The 15,147-nt window shown below is 44.4% G+C and carries 13 protein-coding genes and 1 tRNA gene; 10 read left to right on the top strand and 4 right to left on the bottom strand.

The window, feature by feature from the left end; translation table 11 throughout:
- Positions 1 to 43 precede the first annotated feature (43 nt).
- Complete coding sequence (locus J7E26_RS14980) at positions 44 to 1,024, bottom strand: zinc-binding dehydrogenase (protein ID WP_214813640.1); 981 nt, start codon at positions 1,022 to 1,024, stop codon at positions 44 to 46.
- On the opposite strand from J7E26_RS14980, the gene thrS reads away from it, so the two are divergent.
- From thrS to J7E26_RS14965, 3 genes are all read left to right on the top strand, one after another.
- Positions 1,008 to 2,807, top strand: coding sequence for a threonine--tRNA ligase (gene thrS, locus J7E26_RS14975; protein ID WP_396020015.1), 1,800 nt, complete (start codon positions 1,008 to 1,010; stop codon positions 2,805 to 2,807). The two genes, J7E26_RS14980 and thrS, sit on opposite strands and share 17 nt — an antisense overlap.
- A 36-nt stretch (positions 2,808 to 2,843) precedes the next feature.
- Entirely contained in the window at positions 2,844 to 3,146 is a 303-nt protein-coding gene (locus J7E26_RS14970; RefSeq protein ID WP_214813634.1) for an ArsR/SmtB family transcription factor, read from the top strand.
- Between the two features lie 136 nt (positions 3,147 to 3,282).
- Positions 3,283 to 4,458, top strand: coding sequence for an MFS transporter (locus J7E26_RS14965; RefSeq protein ID WP_214813632.1), 1,176 nt, complete (start codon positions 3,283 to 3,285; stop codon positions 4,456 to 4,458).
- 40 nt (positions 4,459 to 4,498) lie between these two features.
- Here J7E26_RS14965 and ggt read toward each other — a convergent pair whose 3' ends face one another.
- Positions 4,499 to 6,268 carry a gamma-glutamyltransferase gene (gene ggt, locus J7E26_RS14960; RefSeq protein WP_214813630.1) on the bottom strand — a complete coding sequence of 590 codons (1,770 nt, stop codon included), beginning with the start codon at positions 6,266 to 6,268 and terminating at the stop codon, positions 4,499 to 4,501.
- A gap of 229 nt (positions 6,269 to 6,497) precedes the next feature.
- Here ggt and J7E26_RS14955 point away from each other — a divergent pair, with 229 nt between their 5' ends.
- The 3 genes from J7E26_RS14955 (at position 6,498) to J7E26_RS14945 (ending at position 7,701) form a co-directional block, all read left to right on the top strand.
- Positions 6,498 to 6,728, top strand: coding sequence for an excisionase family DNA-binding protein (locus J7E26_RS14955; protein ID WP_214813628.1), 231 nt, complete (start codon positions 6,498 to 6,500; stop codon positions 6,726 to 6,728).
- Positions 6,729 to 7,043: 315 nt separating this feature from the next.
- Complete coding sequence (locus tag J7E26_RS14950; protein WP_214813626.1) at positions 7,044 to 7,589, top strand: site-specific integrase; 546 nt, start codon at positions 7,044 to 7,046, stop codon at positions 7,587 to 7,589.
- A 39-nt stretch (positions 7,590 to 7,628) separates the two neighbouring features.
- Positions 7,629 to 7,701 (top strand) — tRNA-Arg (locus J7E26_RS14945).
- Between the two features lie 178 nt (positions 7,702 to 7,879).
- Here J7E26_RS14945 and J7E26_RS14940 read toward each other — a convergent pair.
- Positions 7,880 to 8,131: a hypothetical protein gene (locus J7E26_RS14940; RefSeq protein ID WP_214813624.1), complete on the bottom strand. Its 252-nt coding sequence runs from the start codon at positions 8,129 to 8,131 to the stop codon at positions 7,880 to 7,882.
- Between the two features lie 155 nt (positions 8,132 to 8,286).
- On the bottom strand, positions 8,287 to 8,829 hold the full coding sequence (locus J7E26_RS14935; protein ID WP_214813622.1) for an IseA DL-endopeptidase inhibitor family protein: 543 nt from the start codon (positions 8,827 to 8,829) through the stop codon (positions 8,287 to 8,289).
- Positions 8,830 to 9,059: 230 nt separating this feature from the next.
- Here J7E26_RS14935 and J7E26_RS14930 point away from each other — a divergent pair, with 230 nt between their 5' ends.
- The 4 genes from J7E26_RS14930 to J7E26_RS14915 all read left to right on the top strand — a co-directional run.
- Positions 9,060 to 10,445 (top strand): MATE family efflux transporter, encoded by a 1,386-nt coding sequence (locus J7E26_RS14930; protein ID WP_214813619.1) that lies wholly within the window; start codon positions 9,060 to 9,062, stop codon positions 10,443 to 10,445.
- Positions 10,446 to 10,558: 113 nt separating this feature from the next.
- Positions 10,559 to 11,527, top strand: coding sequence for an aldose 1-epimerase (locus J7E26_RS14925; protein ID WP_214813616.1), 969 nt, complete (start codon positions 10,559 to 10,561; stop codon positions 11,525 to 11,527).
- A 12-nt stretch (positions 11,528 to 11,539) separates the two neighbouring features.
- Entirely contained in the window at positions 11,540 to 13,021 is a 1,482-nt protein-coding gene (dacB, locus tag J7E26_RS14920; RefSeq protein WP_214985017.1) for a D-alanyl-D-alanine carboxypeptidase/D-alanyl-D-alanine endopeptidase, read from the top strand.
- A gap of 545 nt (positions 13,022 to 13,566) precedes the next feature.
- The coding region (locus J7E26_RS14915) for a condensation domain-containing protein (RefSeq protein WP_214813613.1) at positions 13,567 to 15,147 on the top strand (1,581 nt) is incomplete at its 3' end.

The raw sequence follows: 15,147 nt of genomic DNA, 5'->3' as shown, positions 1-15,147 counted from the left end.
GCTCATCAATGAAGGAATGGGTGCGGTCCCGCTCCTCTACATTCTATTCATCAAAGACAAATCCGATGTTTCCGAATTGCTGTCCCTGCTTCATCCTGGTAAATGCTTCAGCCGCCTGTCCGAGCGGATACATACGATCAATAACGGGATGAATCTTATGAAGCTCTATAAATTCAATCATTTCCGCAAACTCCTCACTGCTTCCCATCGACGTGCCGAGGATGTTGATTTGCGGGAAGAACAATGAACGGATCGGAAAGCCAATATGGTCGCCTGAGCTGGCGCCGAAGGTTACGATCCGGCCGTTGGGCTTTATAATGTCGAAATAGTTTTGGAACAAGGCGGGACCTACACTGTCAAGAATGATATCAGCCTTTTCGCCTTTCAGTGCTCCGTTCCAATCTCCATAACTGTCTATTGCGCGGTCCGCCCCGTATGTCAGAGCGGCTTGTTTTTTCTGTTCATTGCGGGATGTGACGCTGACAGCCGCTCCAATCGCTTTTGCCATTAACAAGGCGTACGTTGCGACACCGCTTCCGATACCGGGGAGAAGAAGGTGTTCCCCTTTTTTTAATTGTCCCTTTGTAAATAACGCGCGATAAGCGGTTAATGCCGATAACGGCAGCACGCCGGCTTCTTGCCAGGAAAGGCGGGCGGGCTTTTGAACGGCATTTTTGGCCGGAATGATCACATATGGTGAAAATGTTCCGTCTGCAGGACCTCCTAAAATGTCGGGTACTTCCGGTACTTTCTCAATCGTTTTCCAATTCAGCACTGGATTTATGATGACCTCTTTATGAAGCAGATGTGAAGGAACGCCTTCTCCTGTTTCGGTAATGATCCCCGCTCCGTCTGAACCGAGAATAAATTCTGGATCACCTTTTTTATGTTTTTCCAGTAAAAACAAATCGCGGTGATTTAATCCGGCTGTTTTCAGTTTCACTTTTACTTCTCCGTGCCCGGGCTGTCTGTCAGGCACTTGTCTGAAATCAAATCCATTTTCGTGTATGATAAGGGCATTCATTATTCTTTTCTCCTTTATTATTGATGAGAAAAATTTTACATGCAGTTTCACTTTGAGTAAAATAAACAAAATTGATGGCTGGTTATCAATAAAAATCATAGCAGGAAGGTGTCCTTATATGGAAAGCGGAGACTTAAAGGTGTTTCAGGCTGTCGCTAGGGAAGGAAGCATTTCTAAAGCGGCGAAAAGCCTGCACTATGTCCAAACAAATGTGACAAATCGTATTCAGCAGCTGGAGCGGCAATTAAACACGCAGCTTTTTTACAGGACGAACAGGGGAATAAAGCTTACGGCTTCAAAGGAAATGTTTGCTTATGATCCCCTTAAACTTGAGCTTTTAGAAGAAATTCCGCTTGAGGAGACAGTGAGTATTTACCGTCAGGGCGAATTTGCCGATCTGTGCCGCGGTCCGCACTTGCCGTCTGCCAGTTTCATCAAAGCTTTTTCTCTTACACATGTGTCAGGCGCTTATTGGCGCGGCGACAGCAATCGTAAAGTGCTGCAGCGCATCTACGGTACGGCATTTGCGTCAAAAAAAGAGCTGAAACAGCATTTTCAGCTGGTAAAGGAGGCAGAGAAGAGAAATCATCGAAAATTGGGAGCTGAATTAGACCTTTTTATGTTTTCAGAAGAAGCGCCCGGTATGCCTTTTTATTTGCCGAATGGGCAGTTCATTCGGAATACGCTCGAATCGTTTTTGCGGACTTTACAGAATTCCTATCAATATCAGGAAGTGCGGACACCGATGATGATGAATCAGCGGCTTTGGGAACGATCGGGGCATTGGGATCATTATAAGGATAATATGTATTTTTCCGATGTCGATCATCAGCGCTTTGCGCTAAAACCGATGAATTGCCCCGGCCATATGCTGATGTTTAAGGATAAGCTCCGTTCCTATCGCGATCTTCCGATTCGGATGGCGGAGTTCGGGCAGGTGCACCGTCATGAATTCAGCGGGGCGCTGAACGGCTTACTGCGCGTCCGGTCTTTTTGCCAGGATGACGCGCACATTTTTGTAACGCCAGAGCAAATTGAGGAGGAAATAGCATCAGCGCTTCAAATAATAGATGAGGTCTATAGTACGTTTGGTTTTTCCTATGATATCGAGCTGTCAACAAGACCAGAACATCACATGGGGAGTGAAACGCTGTGGGATCGGGCTGAAGGCGCATTAGAAAATGTCTTGAAAAAACTGGGTTGCGATTATCGTATTAATCAGGGGGATGGAGCGTTTTATGGTCCGAAAATCGACATTCACATAAAAGATGCCCTGAATCGAAGCCATCAGTGCGCTACCGTGCAGCTGGATTTTCAAATGCCGGAAAAATTTGATTTAACATATATCGATGAAGAAAACAAAAAAGTCCGGCCTGTCGTGATTCACCGCGCCGTATTCGGTTCTCTTGACAGATTTCTCGGCATTATCATCGAACATTTCGGGGGAGCATTTCCGTTATGGCTGGCGCCGGTTCAAGTGAAAATTATTCCTGTCTCTCACACTGTCCATCAAGAGTATGCAGAAGAGGTGCAGCGGCAATTGCAAAAAAGGAACATCCGGGCGGAACTGGATGTGCGTGAAGAAAAGCTCGGCTATAAGATCAGAGAAGCACAAATGAAGAAGATTCCGTATATTGCAGTTGTAGGGGGTCGGGAGCGCGATCATCGATCTGTCCATGTAAGGCAATACGCAAAAGAATCGTCATTTGAAGTGAAGCTGGCAGATTTCATTTCGAAAATCAAGAATGAGACTGATCGAAAAACACTGCTTCAGGAAAAATAATATTGACATATCGCAAATTTGCGATATAATGAGCGTATGAAACCGATAGATATTTTTAAAGCATTGTCCAATGAGTCGCGCTTACAGATTTTACAATGGCTGAAAGAACCGGACCGTCATTTTGCCCCTCATGAAGGGATTGATATGAATGATATCGGCGTATGTGTCAGTCAGATTACTGATAAGTTGCAGATGACGCAGTCGACGGCGTCTCAATATCTTTCCATCCTTCAGCGGGCAGGCCTCATTCAGACAAAACGTATCGGCAAGTACACATACTATAAAAGAGATGAAGAAGCCATCAAGGTGATTGCCGATTTTTTTCAGCACGAGATGTAAGGCTGAATCCTTAAAGAAGGGTTCAGTTTCTTTTTCAGACTACATATCGACATATTGCGAATTGTTTCTTTCTAATTTTTTATATCGATATATTCTAATATATCTTTATATAAATCTCATCTAAGGAGAGTGTAAGATGAAAAACACATGGAAAGTTTATATTTTGGCCATTATCAGTTTTTTAGTCGGAACATCAGAATACGTCATATCCGGCGTGCTTGATCGGATTGCTGATTCCTTGGGCATCACGCTGGCAGCGGCGGGGCAGCTCATTACGATTTTCTCACTTGTTTATGCGATCGGAACGCCTGTCATGATGGCTCTTACTGCAAGGCTGGACAGAAAAAAACTCATCATATACGCCCTCGGTTTGTTTGTTTTCGGTAATCTGTGTTCCTTTATCCTTCCGGGATACGGGCTGTTTGTGGCGGCTCGGGTTATCATGGCGATTGGTGCGGGAATGGTTGTGGTAACCGCACTCAATATCGCTGCCAAAATTGCTCCTCCCGGAAAACAGGCAAGTTCCCTTGCTACTGTCATCATGGGATTTACGGCAGCGCTTATCATTGGTGTCCCCATCGGCAGAGTCGTGTCGGAGGCTTTTGGATGGAGATCTGTTTTTGGAGGAATCGCCGTCTTCGGAATCATTGCCATCATCATTATTTTTTTCGCATTGCCGCAGACGAAAGGAGATAAACCGGTGCCGCTCGTTCAGCAATTTTCTCTTTTAAAGAAACGTAAGGTAGCGGTCGGCTTGGCCATTACGTTCTTTTGGTTAGGGGGATATTCCGTTGCGTACACGTATCTCTCACCGTATTTACTGAATGTGTCCCATGTAAGCAGCGGGATGCTGAGTTCGCTGCTGTTCATATTCGGAGTTGCAAGTCTCATCGGTTCTAAATTAGGCGGTTTCAGCGCTGACAGGTGGGGGGCGCGGGTGACTTTAACCGGCGGGATGGCGCTTCATACCCTGATGCTGATCTTATTGTCGCTTATCACACATTCTGTGGCCGGCGTAGCGGTGGTGCTTACATTATGGTCATTTGCCGCCTGGTCATCAGGCCCGGCCCAGCAATATCATTTAGCAACCATGGAGCCTGAATCCTCTGGTGTCTTACTTGGTCTCAACCAGTCTATGATGCAATTGGCTATGGCCGCAGGTGCCGGTATCGGAGGCATTGCTGTAACCCAGCTTTCTCTTGCTTCGGTTACTTGGATTGGAGCAGGCGGGATGATTATTGCGATATGTGCCGTGATCTCTCTTTCTCCATTACGCAATAAAAAACCTTCTTCAGGAATCAGTGCAGAATAAAAGAAGCCTAATTTCTCTTTTTGAGAAATTAGGCTTCTTTTTATTTATTGCATTTCTTTACATTAACGCCGATGGCGGCTCCGTTTCGGCTTGAATCTGCAACTCCCGTGAACGTGCCGTTTTCACGATCGATTAATATACTCTGCACATTGCCGATATCCACCGGACTGGCGCCGAATTTATGTCCCATTTCGTTCAGCTTAGAGCGGACATCTTCCGGCACTCCTTCTTCATAACGGTAAGATGTCATGCTGTTTGTGTAAATTCTAGGCTCCTCGACAGCCGCTTTCAGCTCCATGCCATACTCAACTTTATTCAGGATGGTCTGCAGAACGGAGGAGATAATTGTCGCTCCGCCAGGGGAACCGACGGTTAATACAGGTTCGTCATTTTTAAATAAAATGGTCGGTGTCATGCTGCTCAGCGGCCGTTTATTTGGCTGAACTTCATTTGCGCCGCCAGGCACCGCGTCAAAGTCCGTTAATTCGTTGTTCAGGACGACGCCATAACCGGGAACCATAATACCGGAACCGAATAACTGCTCAATCGTAGTCGTGTAGGATACGACATTGCCGAAGCGGTCAGCTACTGTGAAATGAGTTGTTTGGCCTTCTTGTTTGTCGGTCGGCTGCTCAACAATCTTATAGTTTGCAGAGCCTTCCTGGTACGCCCAAGGATCACCGGCTTTCGGTTTTTTGTTTACTTTATTGGTGTCTATCAGTTGTCTGCGGGCATTGATATAGTCGGAATTAAGCAGCCCTTTCAGAGGAACGTTGACAAATTCGGGATCCCCTGCGTAAGCGGCGCGGTCAGCATAAGCTAAATGCATTGTTTCTGCAAGAAGGTGATATTTTTGCCATGAACGGATATCATATTGAGAAAGCTTAAAATCATCCAAGATATTCAGCATTTGTAAAAGGAAAACACCGCCGGAACTTGGAGGGGGTGCAGTGGCAATATGATAACCTTGATAATCTCCCGAAATCGGCTTGTCAATCGTAACGTTGAAATTTTTAATGTCTTTTTCAGTCATCGAGCCGCCGAATTCCTGTACAGTATCAGCAAGCTTTTTGGTGAAGGCGCTGTCATAGAAGGCTTTAGTGCCTTTATATTTGATGGCTGTGAAGGTTTTTGCTAAGTCTTTTTGAACGAGTGTGTCTCCTTCTTTCAGAGGTTCTCCGTTCGGAAGAAAGACATCTTTTGCGGCAGTGTGTGATAATTTGTCTTGATAATCTGAGATAGCGTCAGCTAAAACCGAATCAATCGGAAAGCCTTTTGAGGCAAGTTTTATGGAAGGAGTGATGAGCTGCTTCATGGAGCGTGTGCCCCATTTGTCGAGCGCTTTTTCAAGGCCTTTTAGTGTTCCCGGAACACCGACAGCGGTGCCTTTTGTAACGCGTTCGGAGAAAGGAATGGCTTTTCCGTTCTCATCCAGAAACATATCTGGAGTTGCGCCTTCCGGTGCACGTTCCCGGCTGTCAATAATGGTGGTATCTTTCGTTTTGGCGTCATAAACCATCATAAATCCGCCGCCGCCGATACCTGACATCATAGGTTCAGTCACGTTTAATGCAAATTGAATTGCGACTGCGGCGTCAACTGCATTGCCGCCTTTTTTCAGTACGTCAGCTCCGATTTCTGAAGCGAGAGGATGGGCGGTGGCTACCATACCGTCCTTGCCGACATCGACTTGTTTGTAGTCGTCGTAGGAAAATGAGTGTTTTTTAGCTTGGGCATGATAAGGGATGCTTCCGGCCGTCAGCAAAGCACTAAGCAGAACGATAAAACAGAGATTTTTTACTTTTTTCATAGTCTGCCTCCTTTATTTTCCTCTTACAATTATAGAATAAGAAAAATGTGCTGTTTTCACAAGTGACAAAGGGAATAGTCCGGCATATTAAAAGCTTTGATTTCTGTGTGAATATAATCAGACGGGAATAGGCTGAAGGGGAAACTGCTTTAAAAGAGGATGCGATACAAGCATATTTGTGAAAAATAAGCTACAATAAAAAGCATGATGAATGAAAGGAATGTGAGCCATGTATTTAACGATCAAGGAAACAGCGGAGTTTACCAGCCTTCCTGAAGAATATGTGCAAAACTTGGTTCTGACGAATAAAATAAGGGCCGTTCATGACGGTCATCAGTATTTAATTAACAAGGAACAATTTTATACCCATCTTGAGCAGTTGGAAAAATATAAGGAAATGATTCAAGAGATTTTAAATGAACCGATTCCTGAGGATATTGATGTAAAAGACGAGGACTAGGACACAATTACATATTGTGTCTTTTTTTTGCATTTTTTCAGCTGTTCATGAAAAAAATGAGTGCTCAGATTTCGTTTTAAAGGTGCTGTTTTTCTTTTTTAATACCTTTGGTATCCAGATCACCAAAAACCACTGAAAACAGTTTAAATGGCTTTATGGAGTGTCTTGCTAAAAATAAGACTCTTTGTCCCTTTATGTAACACTATGTATATTATGTTACATAAGGGGCTTTATCCTTTATCATTCAACAGGTTTCGACTATAATAGTAACATAAGACTCAATATGTTACTTTACCATTTTTAAGGGGTTTTTTGATGCATATCGTACAGCCGATCCGAAGCTTGGAAAAAATTCAGGAAGTCAAACGTTATTTAATGAACAAAAGCGAGAGGGATTATTTTTTATTTATTTTCGGCATGAACAGCGCACTGCGCATTTCTGATATTTTGCCGCTTCGCGTGAAAGATATCAGGAACAAAGATCATGTGTGGGCAACCGAAAGCAAAACGAGAAAGAAAAGAAAAATTTTGATATTAGAATCACTGAAAGCTGATATTTACGCCTATACAAAAGATATGAAGGAGAATGACTATTTATTTAAATCCAAACGGACGAACAAGCCTATTTCCCGCATTCAGGCGTACAGAATTTTAAAGGAGGCGGCAGCTGCCTGCGGACTGGAGGAGATCGGCACGCATACGCTGCGAAAAACGTTCGGCTATCATTTTTATCAGCGGACGAAGGATATCGCCGAGCTTCAGCGGATTTTAAATCATTCTTCTCCTTCGATTACAATGCGCTATATCGGTATTGATGAAGATACGACAAGAGCCGCATATAAAGTATTCGGAGGGCTGTAGACTTGAAAAAAATGAGCATCAGCGGTACTATGAAAGTAAGCTCTAGTAGCACAGCGGATAGTGCAGCAGTTTCCTAAACTGCAGGTCGGGAGTTCGAATCTCTCCTAGAGCGTAAAAAAGACAATGGCTGACTGCTGGCCATTGTCTTTTTTGATTACTTTTTCTTAACCGGAATCCAAATTTCAGTACTGTGCTTTTATTCTGAGAAAATTCTTTCCCACGTGTTTTGCACGGCGCCCGGAACAGGCCCGATTGCTTCAAAAACTGCCATGTCGCCCGCGGGGTTGTTTTCACACAGCAGCCTTCCGGAATCGGTCCGCCATGTTTCTCTGCGGCGACAAGATACGTAAACTCCCGGAGATCTCCGTTTTAATTGGTACAAATACCGAGAAGGGAAGAGGAGTCAGCTGCCGCTGCAAGACGGTCCGTGTATTCAGTTCTTCCCAAAACCGGAATTCTTCTTTTGTTGAATTGACCGCAGAAACATGAAACGGTTTGCTGACGACTTCGAAAGCTTCTTTTTCCCTCATTGTGTAGTTCATTTCTTCTGCTCCCGTCACTTAGCAGCTCCGGCATAAGGCGCGTCTCCTTTCTGTCTTTAATGTTAGTACCGGGATATACATTCCGGTCAGTGCCCGCCTGAGACAGGATTGCAATCTTATCAAAGCAAAAAAGCCCGCTCAAAGCGGACTCCTTCTTATATGACAGCATCAAATTGATTTACTTTCCAAACGTTGTTTTCTTTTACGAATGTGACATCACGTTTTGCTGACGGAGAACCGTCAAGTGTAGGTACTGTGAATCGGTATGTTTTTGCGCTTCCTTTATTAGAAAGGAGGGTCATTTTTGCTTTTTTCCAATTGAGGAGATTGTCTCCGTCGCCGACCGGAACAGCCAATTTGCCGTCTTTCACGGCGAAGTGATAATTTTTAAAGCCTTTGTCAATTGCTTGTTTTGTAAAAATAGGTGTCAAATATTTCACAGCTTTTGTTTTTGTGCCGAGCTCTTTGCACATAAATACATATTGCAGGTTTTGATATTCGAAGGGCTCAGATGTGCAGTTTGTATTTGATTTGTGAGTGCCGCCGCTCATTGTGTTCCAGAAATGCTCTCTTGCTGATAAGGCCAATTGCAGTGCTTGTTTTTGTGTAAGGTCATTAGATGTATTTTTCGCTGTTGCCACTGTGCCTAATGACAAGATCAATGTAATAGTCGTTAAAAGTAATAGAAGTTTTTTCATGATTTTTTTCTCTCCTTCAATCAATCTCTTTCTCTTATGTTACAAATGTTACAATAATTACGGTAAGATTACAATACCTTTTCAGAAATATTTTCCGTACTTTTTATTTTTATGATGAATTTCCATTAATGGCAAAAATAAAAGATAGAGAGTTTTGTGTGAACAAAAGGTTTTTACAAGGTGTATGCTGAATTATAAAATGGAAGAAAACCGAAAAGGAGACCTTACATATGGAAGTACAAGATAATCGGGAGAAAGGCAGTGACAATCAGTCTGTATGGCGGTCGATGTCACTGTTTTTAGTACCGCTGCTGTTAAGCAATGTATTGCAGTCTGTGGGCCAATTGGTCGGAATGGTATTTGTGGGGAGGTGGCTCGGCGTCAATGCGCTCGCCGCGGTTTCGTCTTTTTTTCCGCTCTTTTTCCTGCTGATTTCGTTTACGATCGGTATCGGCTCTGGAAGTTCCATTCTGATCGGGCAGGCTTTCGGCGCGCGAAACGAAGAAAGACTGAAAGCCATTGTCGGCACAACGCTGACATTTACCTTTTTGATCGGTGTCGTTTTGGCTGTTGTCGGCAGTGTTTTTACGCTTGATATTTTGCGGCTGATGGGAACGCCGGAAAACGTGATAGATGTCAGTGTCCGATATGCACGTATATTGTTCTGTGCGATGCCGCTGATGTTTTTATATTTTGCTTATACGACATTTTTACGGGGAACGGGAGATTCAAAGACGCCGTTTTACACATTAATTGTCAGTACGGTGATTAACATCGGGCTTTTGCCGCTGTTGATTCTCGGGCTTTTCGGGCTTCCGAAATTCGGCATTTACGGCTCGGCGTATGCAACCGTTATTTCAACGATTATCACATTTATCGTCCTTATGCTTTATTTACGGAAAACGAAACATCCGCTCGCATTTGACCGGGCGGCGCTCCGCAGCCTAAAAATGGACAGAAAGCTGCTTGCGCTCCTGCTGAGGCTCGGCATTCCGTCAAGCATCAACATGATTCTCGTATCGCTTTCTGAAATAGCCGTCATTTCCTTCGTTAATCATTACGGATCAAACGCAACGGCTGCTTACGGCGTCGTCAATCAAGTGGCGAGTTATGTACAGATGCCTGCCGTCAGCCTTGGAATCGCCGTTTCGATTTTTGCAGCCCAATCTATAGGGGCCAATGAATTCGGCCGTTTGAAACAAGTGATCAAAGTCGGTATCGGCCTGAATTATCTGATCGGGGGCGTGCTGATTATTTTGATTTATGCCTTTTCACGGCAGATATTGGCTTTGTTTTTAACGGATCAAGATACGCTGCACATCGCCCACAGCCTCATTATGATTACCTTATGGAGCTATTTGATTTTCGGCCATGCTCAGATTGTCTCGGCGACAATGCGGGCGAGCGGCACGGTATTATGGCCGACAATCATCAGTATTTTTACAATTTGGGGTATTGAAGTGCCTGTCGCCTTTATTCTTTCTCATTATACGAACCTCGGCATTCTCGGCATTTGGGTCGGTTATCCGGCCGCCTTCGTCATCAGCCTTCTGCTGCAATACAGCTATTACCGGTTCGTGTGGAAGAAAAAACAGATTACCCGGCTGATTCAATAAGCTATACAACACATCGCTCTGTTCAGGCAGGCGATGTTTTTTTGGCAGAAGGAAAATGCGTTTATAAAATGGAATTCCTATACATGCTATTAACAAGAAAGGGCAGGTGGCTTATGATGATTGAACATACGACCTATTTAGGAGTTCCCGCAATCAGAGCCGGCAATGATCAGGCTGAATTTATCATTGTGCCGGAATGGGGCTCAAATGTCATTTCTCTTCAGGATAAAAAAACCGGTATGCGTCTTCTCAGGGAACCAAAGACGCCGGAGCAATTTCACAATACACCGATGCTTTTCGGAATTCCTGTTTTATTTCCGCCGAACCGGATTACGGACGGGACATTTCGTTTTCGCGGCCGCACGTATCAATTTGATATAAACGAAAAGGATAAACATAACCATATTCACGGCTTTCTTTACAGTGAGCATTGGAAGGTTGTCACGATGAAAGAAGAGGATGATCAGCTATTGGCCGAAACAGAAATTGATCTTTCAAAGATTCCCCACGTATATGAGCAATTCCCGCATGACGCGATTGTCCGGATGTCGTATACACTGAAAGACAATGTATTTTCTCAGCGGGCGCTGATTATCAATAAAGGAACGGAACCCTTTCCGTGGGGACTCGGGTATCACACCTCCTTTATCTTTTGTGAAGACAGCTCCCGGCTTTTTTTGACGGCGGACCGAAAGTGGGAATTAAATGATCGCTTCGTACCGACGGGCAGTTTGCTGGATGTGCCGGATAAAGAAGCGTTTCAGGAAGGGATGTCTTTAAAAAACAAACAATTTGATGATGTTTTCCTTTCTTCAGGGCGAAACGGCGGAAAAAACGAAGCGGCCATATTCCATCCGAGTGAACAATTAACCGTTTTGTATCGGGCGGACCAGGCATTCAAACATTGGGTTGTCTACAACGGGGACGGGAAGCAGGGGTTCGTAAGCCTCGAGCCTTATACATCCGTCACTGATGCATTCAATCTCAATCTGCCGTCATCGCTTACCGGATTGCAGATTCTGAAACCGGGCGGGGAAGCATCGGCGTCATGCGATATCATTATTCAGCGCGGGGAACAATAGGGGAGAGGCGGGATGAAATTGAAAAAACATATGAAACGCTGGGCCGCCGTGATGCTGCTTTTTGTCATTGCCGCGGTTCCTTATATTGATGATTCTGCCAAAGCGGTTGAAAAAAAAGGCGCTTTAACAGAGCAGCTAACAAAAATCCTCGAGGAAGAACCCGCCTTAAAAGGCGCCATAGCGGGTGTCAGCATTCGATCCGCCAAAACCGGAGAAGTTCTGTTCGGTCATCAGGAAGATGTGCGGCTGAGACCTGCATCCCTTATGAAGCTGTTGACGGCTTCGGCGGCGCTTTCTGTACTCGGCGAAGACTACACATTTAAAACAGAAGTGCGGGCTGACGGTGCTGTCAAAGGAAAACAATTACATGGAAATCTTTATCTTGCGGGAAAAGGTGATCCGACCCTTTTGGCATCAGATTTTGACAAACTGGCAGAGCGGGTAAAAAAGGCGGGAATTAAAGTCATCAAAGGAGATGTAATAGGTGATGACACATGGTATGACCACATCCGGTATTCCGCTGACCTGCCATGGAGCGATGAAGATCAATATTATGGAGCGCAAGTATCTGCCCTTACTGCTTCCCCTAATGAGGACTATGATGCAGGGACCGTGATTGCGGAAATCAGCCCGGCTAAACAGCCCGGCAAAAAGCCAAACATTACGATTTCACCGCAAACGAGTGCCGTGCATGTGAAAAATGAAGTGAAAACCGTTGCGGCCGGCGAGAAAAAAGACTTGAAGATTGAGCGTGAGCACGGCGGCAATTTGATTACGGTAAAGGGAACGATACCGACCGACGCTGGAAAAACAAAGGAATGGGCCGCGGTGTGGGAACCGACGAACTATGCTTTAGATTTATGGGAACAAGCGCTTAAAAAACAAGGCATTACCGTAAAGGGAAAAGTGAAACCCGGGAAAATGCCGCATCACACACAGCAGGTAATATCCCGAAAATCCATGCCCCTTTCAAAACTGCTGATACCATTTATGAAACTGAGCAACAACGGACACGCCGAAATCCTTATCAAGGAAATGGGGAAAGTGAAAAAAGGGGAAGGCAGCTGGGAAAAAGGATTGGAGGTGATGACCTCCCAGCTTTCAGCTTTCGGACTGAATCCAGACGAGATTATGGCGAGAGACGGATCTGGCGTCTCCCACATTGACGGTGTATCCGCGGACCAAGTCGGGAAGCTTTTATATGCGGTTCAAAAAGAGAAATGGTTCCCGGCTTTGCTTCACTCGCTGCCTGTGGCGGGCTCAAGCGACAGAATGACGGGGGGCACGCTGCGGAATCGGCTGAAGGATACCCCGGCGGAAGGAAAAATCAAAGCGAAAACCGGTTCCTTAACAAGCGTCAGTTCGATTGCGGGCTATGCAGAAACAAAATCCGGAGATACGTTGATTTTTTCCGTTCTTCAAAACGGTCTGCTTGATGAGGATGATGGAAAAGATATTGAAGATAAAATAGCCTTATTATTGGCGAATCAATAAGATGAAAGTGAAAATGGCCGGTCCGTAAATGATGCGGCTTTTTTATATTCCGGAGCGGAATAGCCGAATTATTATCCCGCTATCATGAATCAATCTTTTCACAAAATAATTTCGCTTCATAATTTCTTGAGTTTCGAATTCTTTATGACACTTTCCTTTCTCAAAGGTTCACTGTTTTTTCACTTTTATAATAAAAACATTCTTTAGATGTAAAAAACAGTAAAATCAGTTCTTAGGAATGCTATGATTTTATTTTCGGGAGGTCATTTGATATACATTTTATTCCTTATTTTAGTTTCAAAGAACTAGTTTCTAGTATGCATACATGCTGTTTTACATGGTATAAAGATTATAGAAAACGAGAAAATCAGTGTGAAATATATACTATATTCTAAAAAATGTTAGAAAAAATTTAATTTTTTATTGTGATTTCTAAAATATGTTTTAAAATAATGCTTATATGGATGATTTAGTCATATGCTGTCGATTACAAACTGTAATTATTTCACTTTCTTATCCTCTTAAATTGAAATGGAGGTATTCCATTGGAAAACACTACTTACGCTTTAACCCATGCTCAAAGGAGAGTGTGGTTTACGGAATTGCTTGAGCCCGGCACGAGCATCTGCAATCTCGCAGCCTGTGTCAAATTCAGAGGTGAAATCGATCTTGACGTATTGCGCCGCGCTTTAGATTTTTCGTTTTCACGAAATGATTCGCTCAAATTTCAGCTGACAGAGGGTGACGGTTCAGAGCCTCAGCTGTATCTGGCTGAACACCGGCCGATTCCGCCGGAGGTCATTGATTTTACAAATACCGATAAAACGCAGCGGGACAGCTGGATTGACGCACAGACTTCTATCCCGTTTAAACTCTTTCATTCACCGCTTTATCAATTTTCCCTGCTGTTAATGCCAAACGGAGAAGTTTGGCTTTACGCAAAATTTCACCATATTATCATGGATGGCATTTCGCTCAATCTGCTCGGTAATCAGCTGATTGACATCTATCAAAAGATGATTCGAAATGAAGCTTTGCCTGAACATCACGGACCTTCCTACCTCAGCTACATGGAAAAAGAGAAACAATACTTAGATTCTTCCCGTTTTGAAAAAGACCGTTCATTTTGGACACAAGCTTACCAAACCGTTCCGGAACATTTTTCATTGGCGGAACAAGCCTCACATCAACGACAAAGCACCGAAGCTTCCAGAAACACACTTACTCTTTCACACTCCTTAGAACAATCAATCCGGCGTTTTTGTGAAGACCATCAAGTCAGCATTATATCTCTGTTTATGGCTTCGTTATACATATGCATCAGCCGCCTCACAGCTAAAAAGGATATTGCCATCGGGACCTATTACGGAAACCGCGGCTCCCGGATGGAAAAGGACATGCTCGGCATGTTTGTCAGCACATTGCCGATCAGAATGACGACAGATCCTAAAACTGAATTTATTTCCTTTGTCCGCGGTGTGGGAAAAGAGCAGCTGTCTGTCATGCGCCACCAGAAATACCCTTACAATCTGTTAGTTAATGAGTTAAGACAGACACACAATAACCTGCAAAATTTAATCGGCATTTCTATGCAGTATCAGCCGCTTCAATGGCATCAAGCGGACGGCTTCGATTATGAAACGGCTATGTATTTCAGCGGCCATACCGCAAACGAGCTTTCCGTTTTGATTAAGGAACGGATAGACACAGGGATGATTCAGCTGAATTTCGATTATCAGTCCGCTTTGTTTACCGAAAACGCCATTAAACGGATTCAATCTCATTTGCTTACCATTGTTGAAAAAGCCATTGAGGATCCGAACCAGCTGATTCAAAACATTGATATGGCTGATACGGAAGAAAAGAATAGGGTTTTGTTTGAGTTTAACAAAACAGAGGCGCTTGAACCGCCGGCTCCGACGCTTCATACGCTGTTCACACGCCGTGCGGCCCTTTCGCCGCATCTTCCGGTGCTCCGCTTTTCGGGCGGTGTGCTGACGTATGCGGAGCTTGATCAGTATTCAGACCGGCTCGCGGCACAGCTGCGGAAAAAAGGCGCCGCCAAAGAAAGCATCATCGGCGTGCTCGCTGAGCGCTCGCCGGAAATGGTGATTTCGGTGCTGGCC

Origin of the sequence: Bacillus sp. ISL-51 (assembly GCF_018613535.1) — a bacterium.
Taxonomy (GTDB): Bacteria; Bacillota; Bacilli; order Bacillales; family Bacillaceae; genus Bacillus.
This window is presented reverse-complemented; position numbering and strand designations above follow the sequence as displayed.

Excerpts from the sequence above, each read along its gene's own strand:
- J7E26_RS14940 (WP_214813624.1), bottom strand. The coding sequence starts at position 8,131 with ATGAACTACACAATGAGGGAAAAAGAAGCTTTCGAAGTCGTCAGCAAA.
- ggt (WP_214813630.1), bottom strand. The coding sequence starts at position 6,268 with ATGAAAAAAGTAAAAAATCTCTGTTTTATCGTTCTGCTTAGTGCTTTG.
- J7E26_RS14965 (WP_214813632.1), top strand. The coding sequence starts at position 3,283 with ATGAAAAACACATGGAAAGTTTATATTTTGGCCATTATCAGTTTTTTA.
- dacB (WP_214985017.1), top strand. The coding sequence starts at position 11,540 with ATGAAATTGAAAAAACATATGAAACGCTGGGCCGCCGTGATGCTGCTT.
- J7E26_RS14930 (WP_214813619.1), top strand. The coding sequence starts at position 9,060 with ATGGAAGTACAAGATAATCGGGAGAAAGGCAGTGACAATCAGTCTGTA.
- J7E26_RS14935 (WP_214813622.1), bottom strand. The coding sequence starts at position 8,829 with ATGAAAAAACTTCTATTACTTTTAACGACTATTACATTGATCTTGTCA.
- thrS (WP_396020015.1), top strand. The coding sequence starts at position 1,008 with ATGATAAGGGCATTCATTATTCTTTTCTCCTTTATTATTGATGAGAAA.
- J7E26_RS14950 (WP_214813626.1), top strand. The coding sequence starts at position 7,044 with ATGCATATCGTACAGCCGATCCGAAGCTTGGAAAAAATTCAGGAAGTC.
- J7E26_RS14955 (WP_214813628.1), top strand. The coding sequence starts at position 6,498 with ATGTATTTAACGATCAAGGAAACAGCGGAGTTTACCAGCCTTCCTGAA.
- J7E26_RS14925 (WP_214813616.1), top strand. The coding sequence starts at position 10,559 with ATGATGATTGAACATACGACCTATTTAGGAGTTCCCGCAATCAGAGCC.
- J7E26_RS14970 (WP_214813634.1), top strand. The coding sequence starts at position 2,844 with ATGAAACCGATAGATATTTTTAAAGCATTGTCCAATGAGTCGCGCTTA.
- J7E26_RS14980 (WP_214813640.1), bottom strand. The coding sequence starts at position 1,024 with ATGAATGCCCTTATCATACACGAAAATGGATTTGATTTCAGACAAGTG.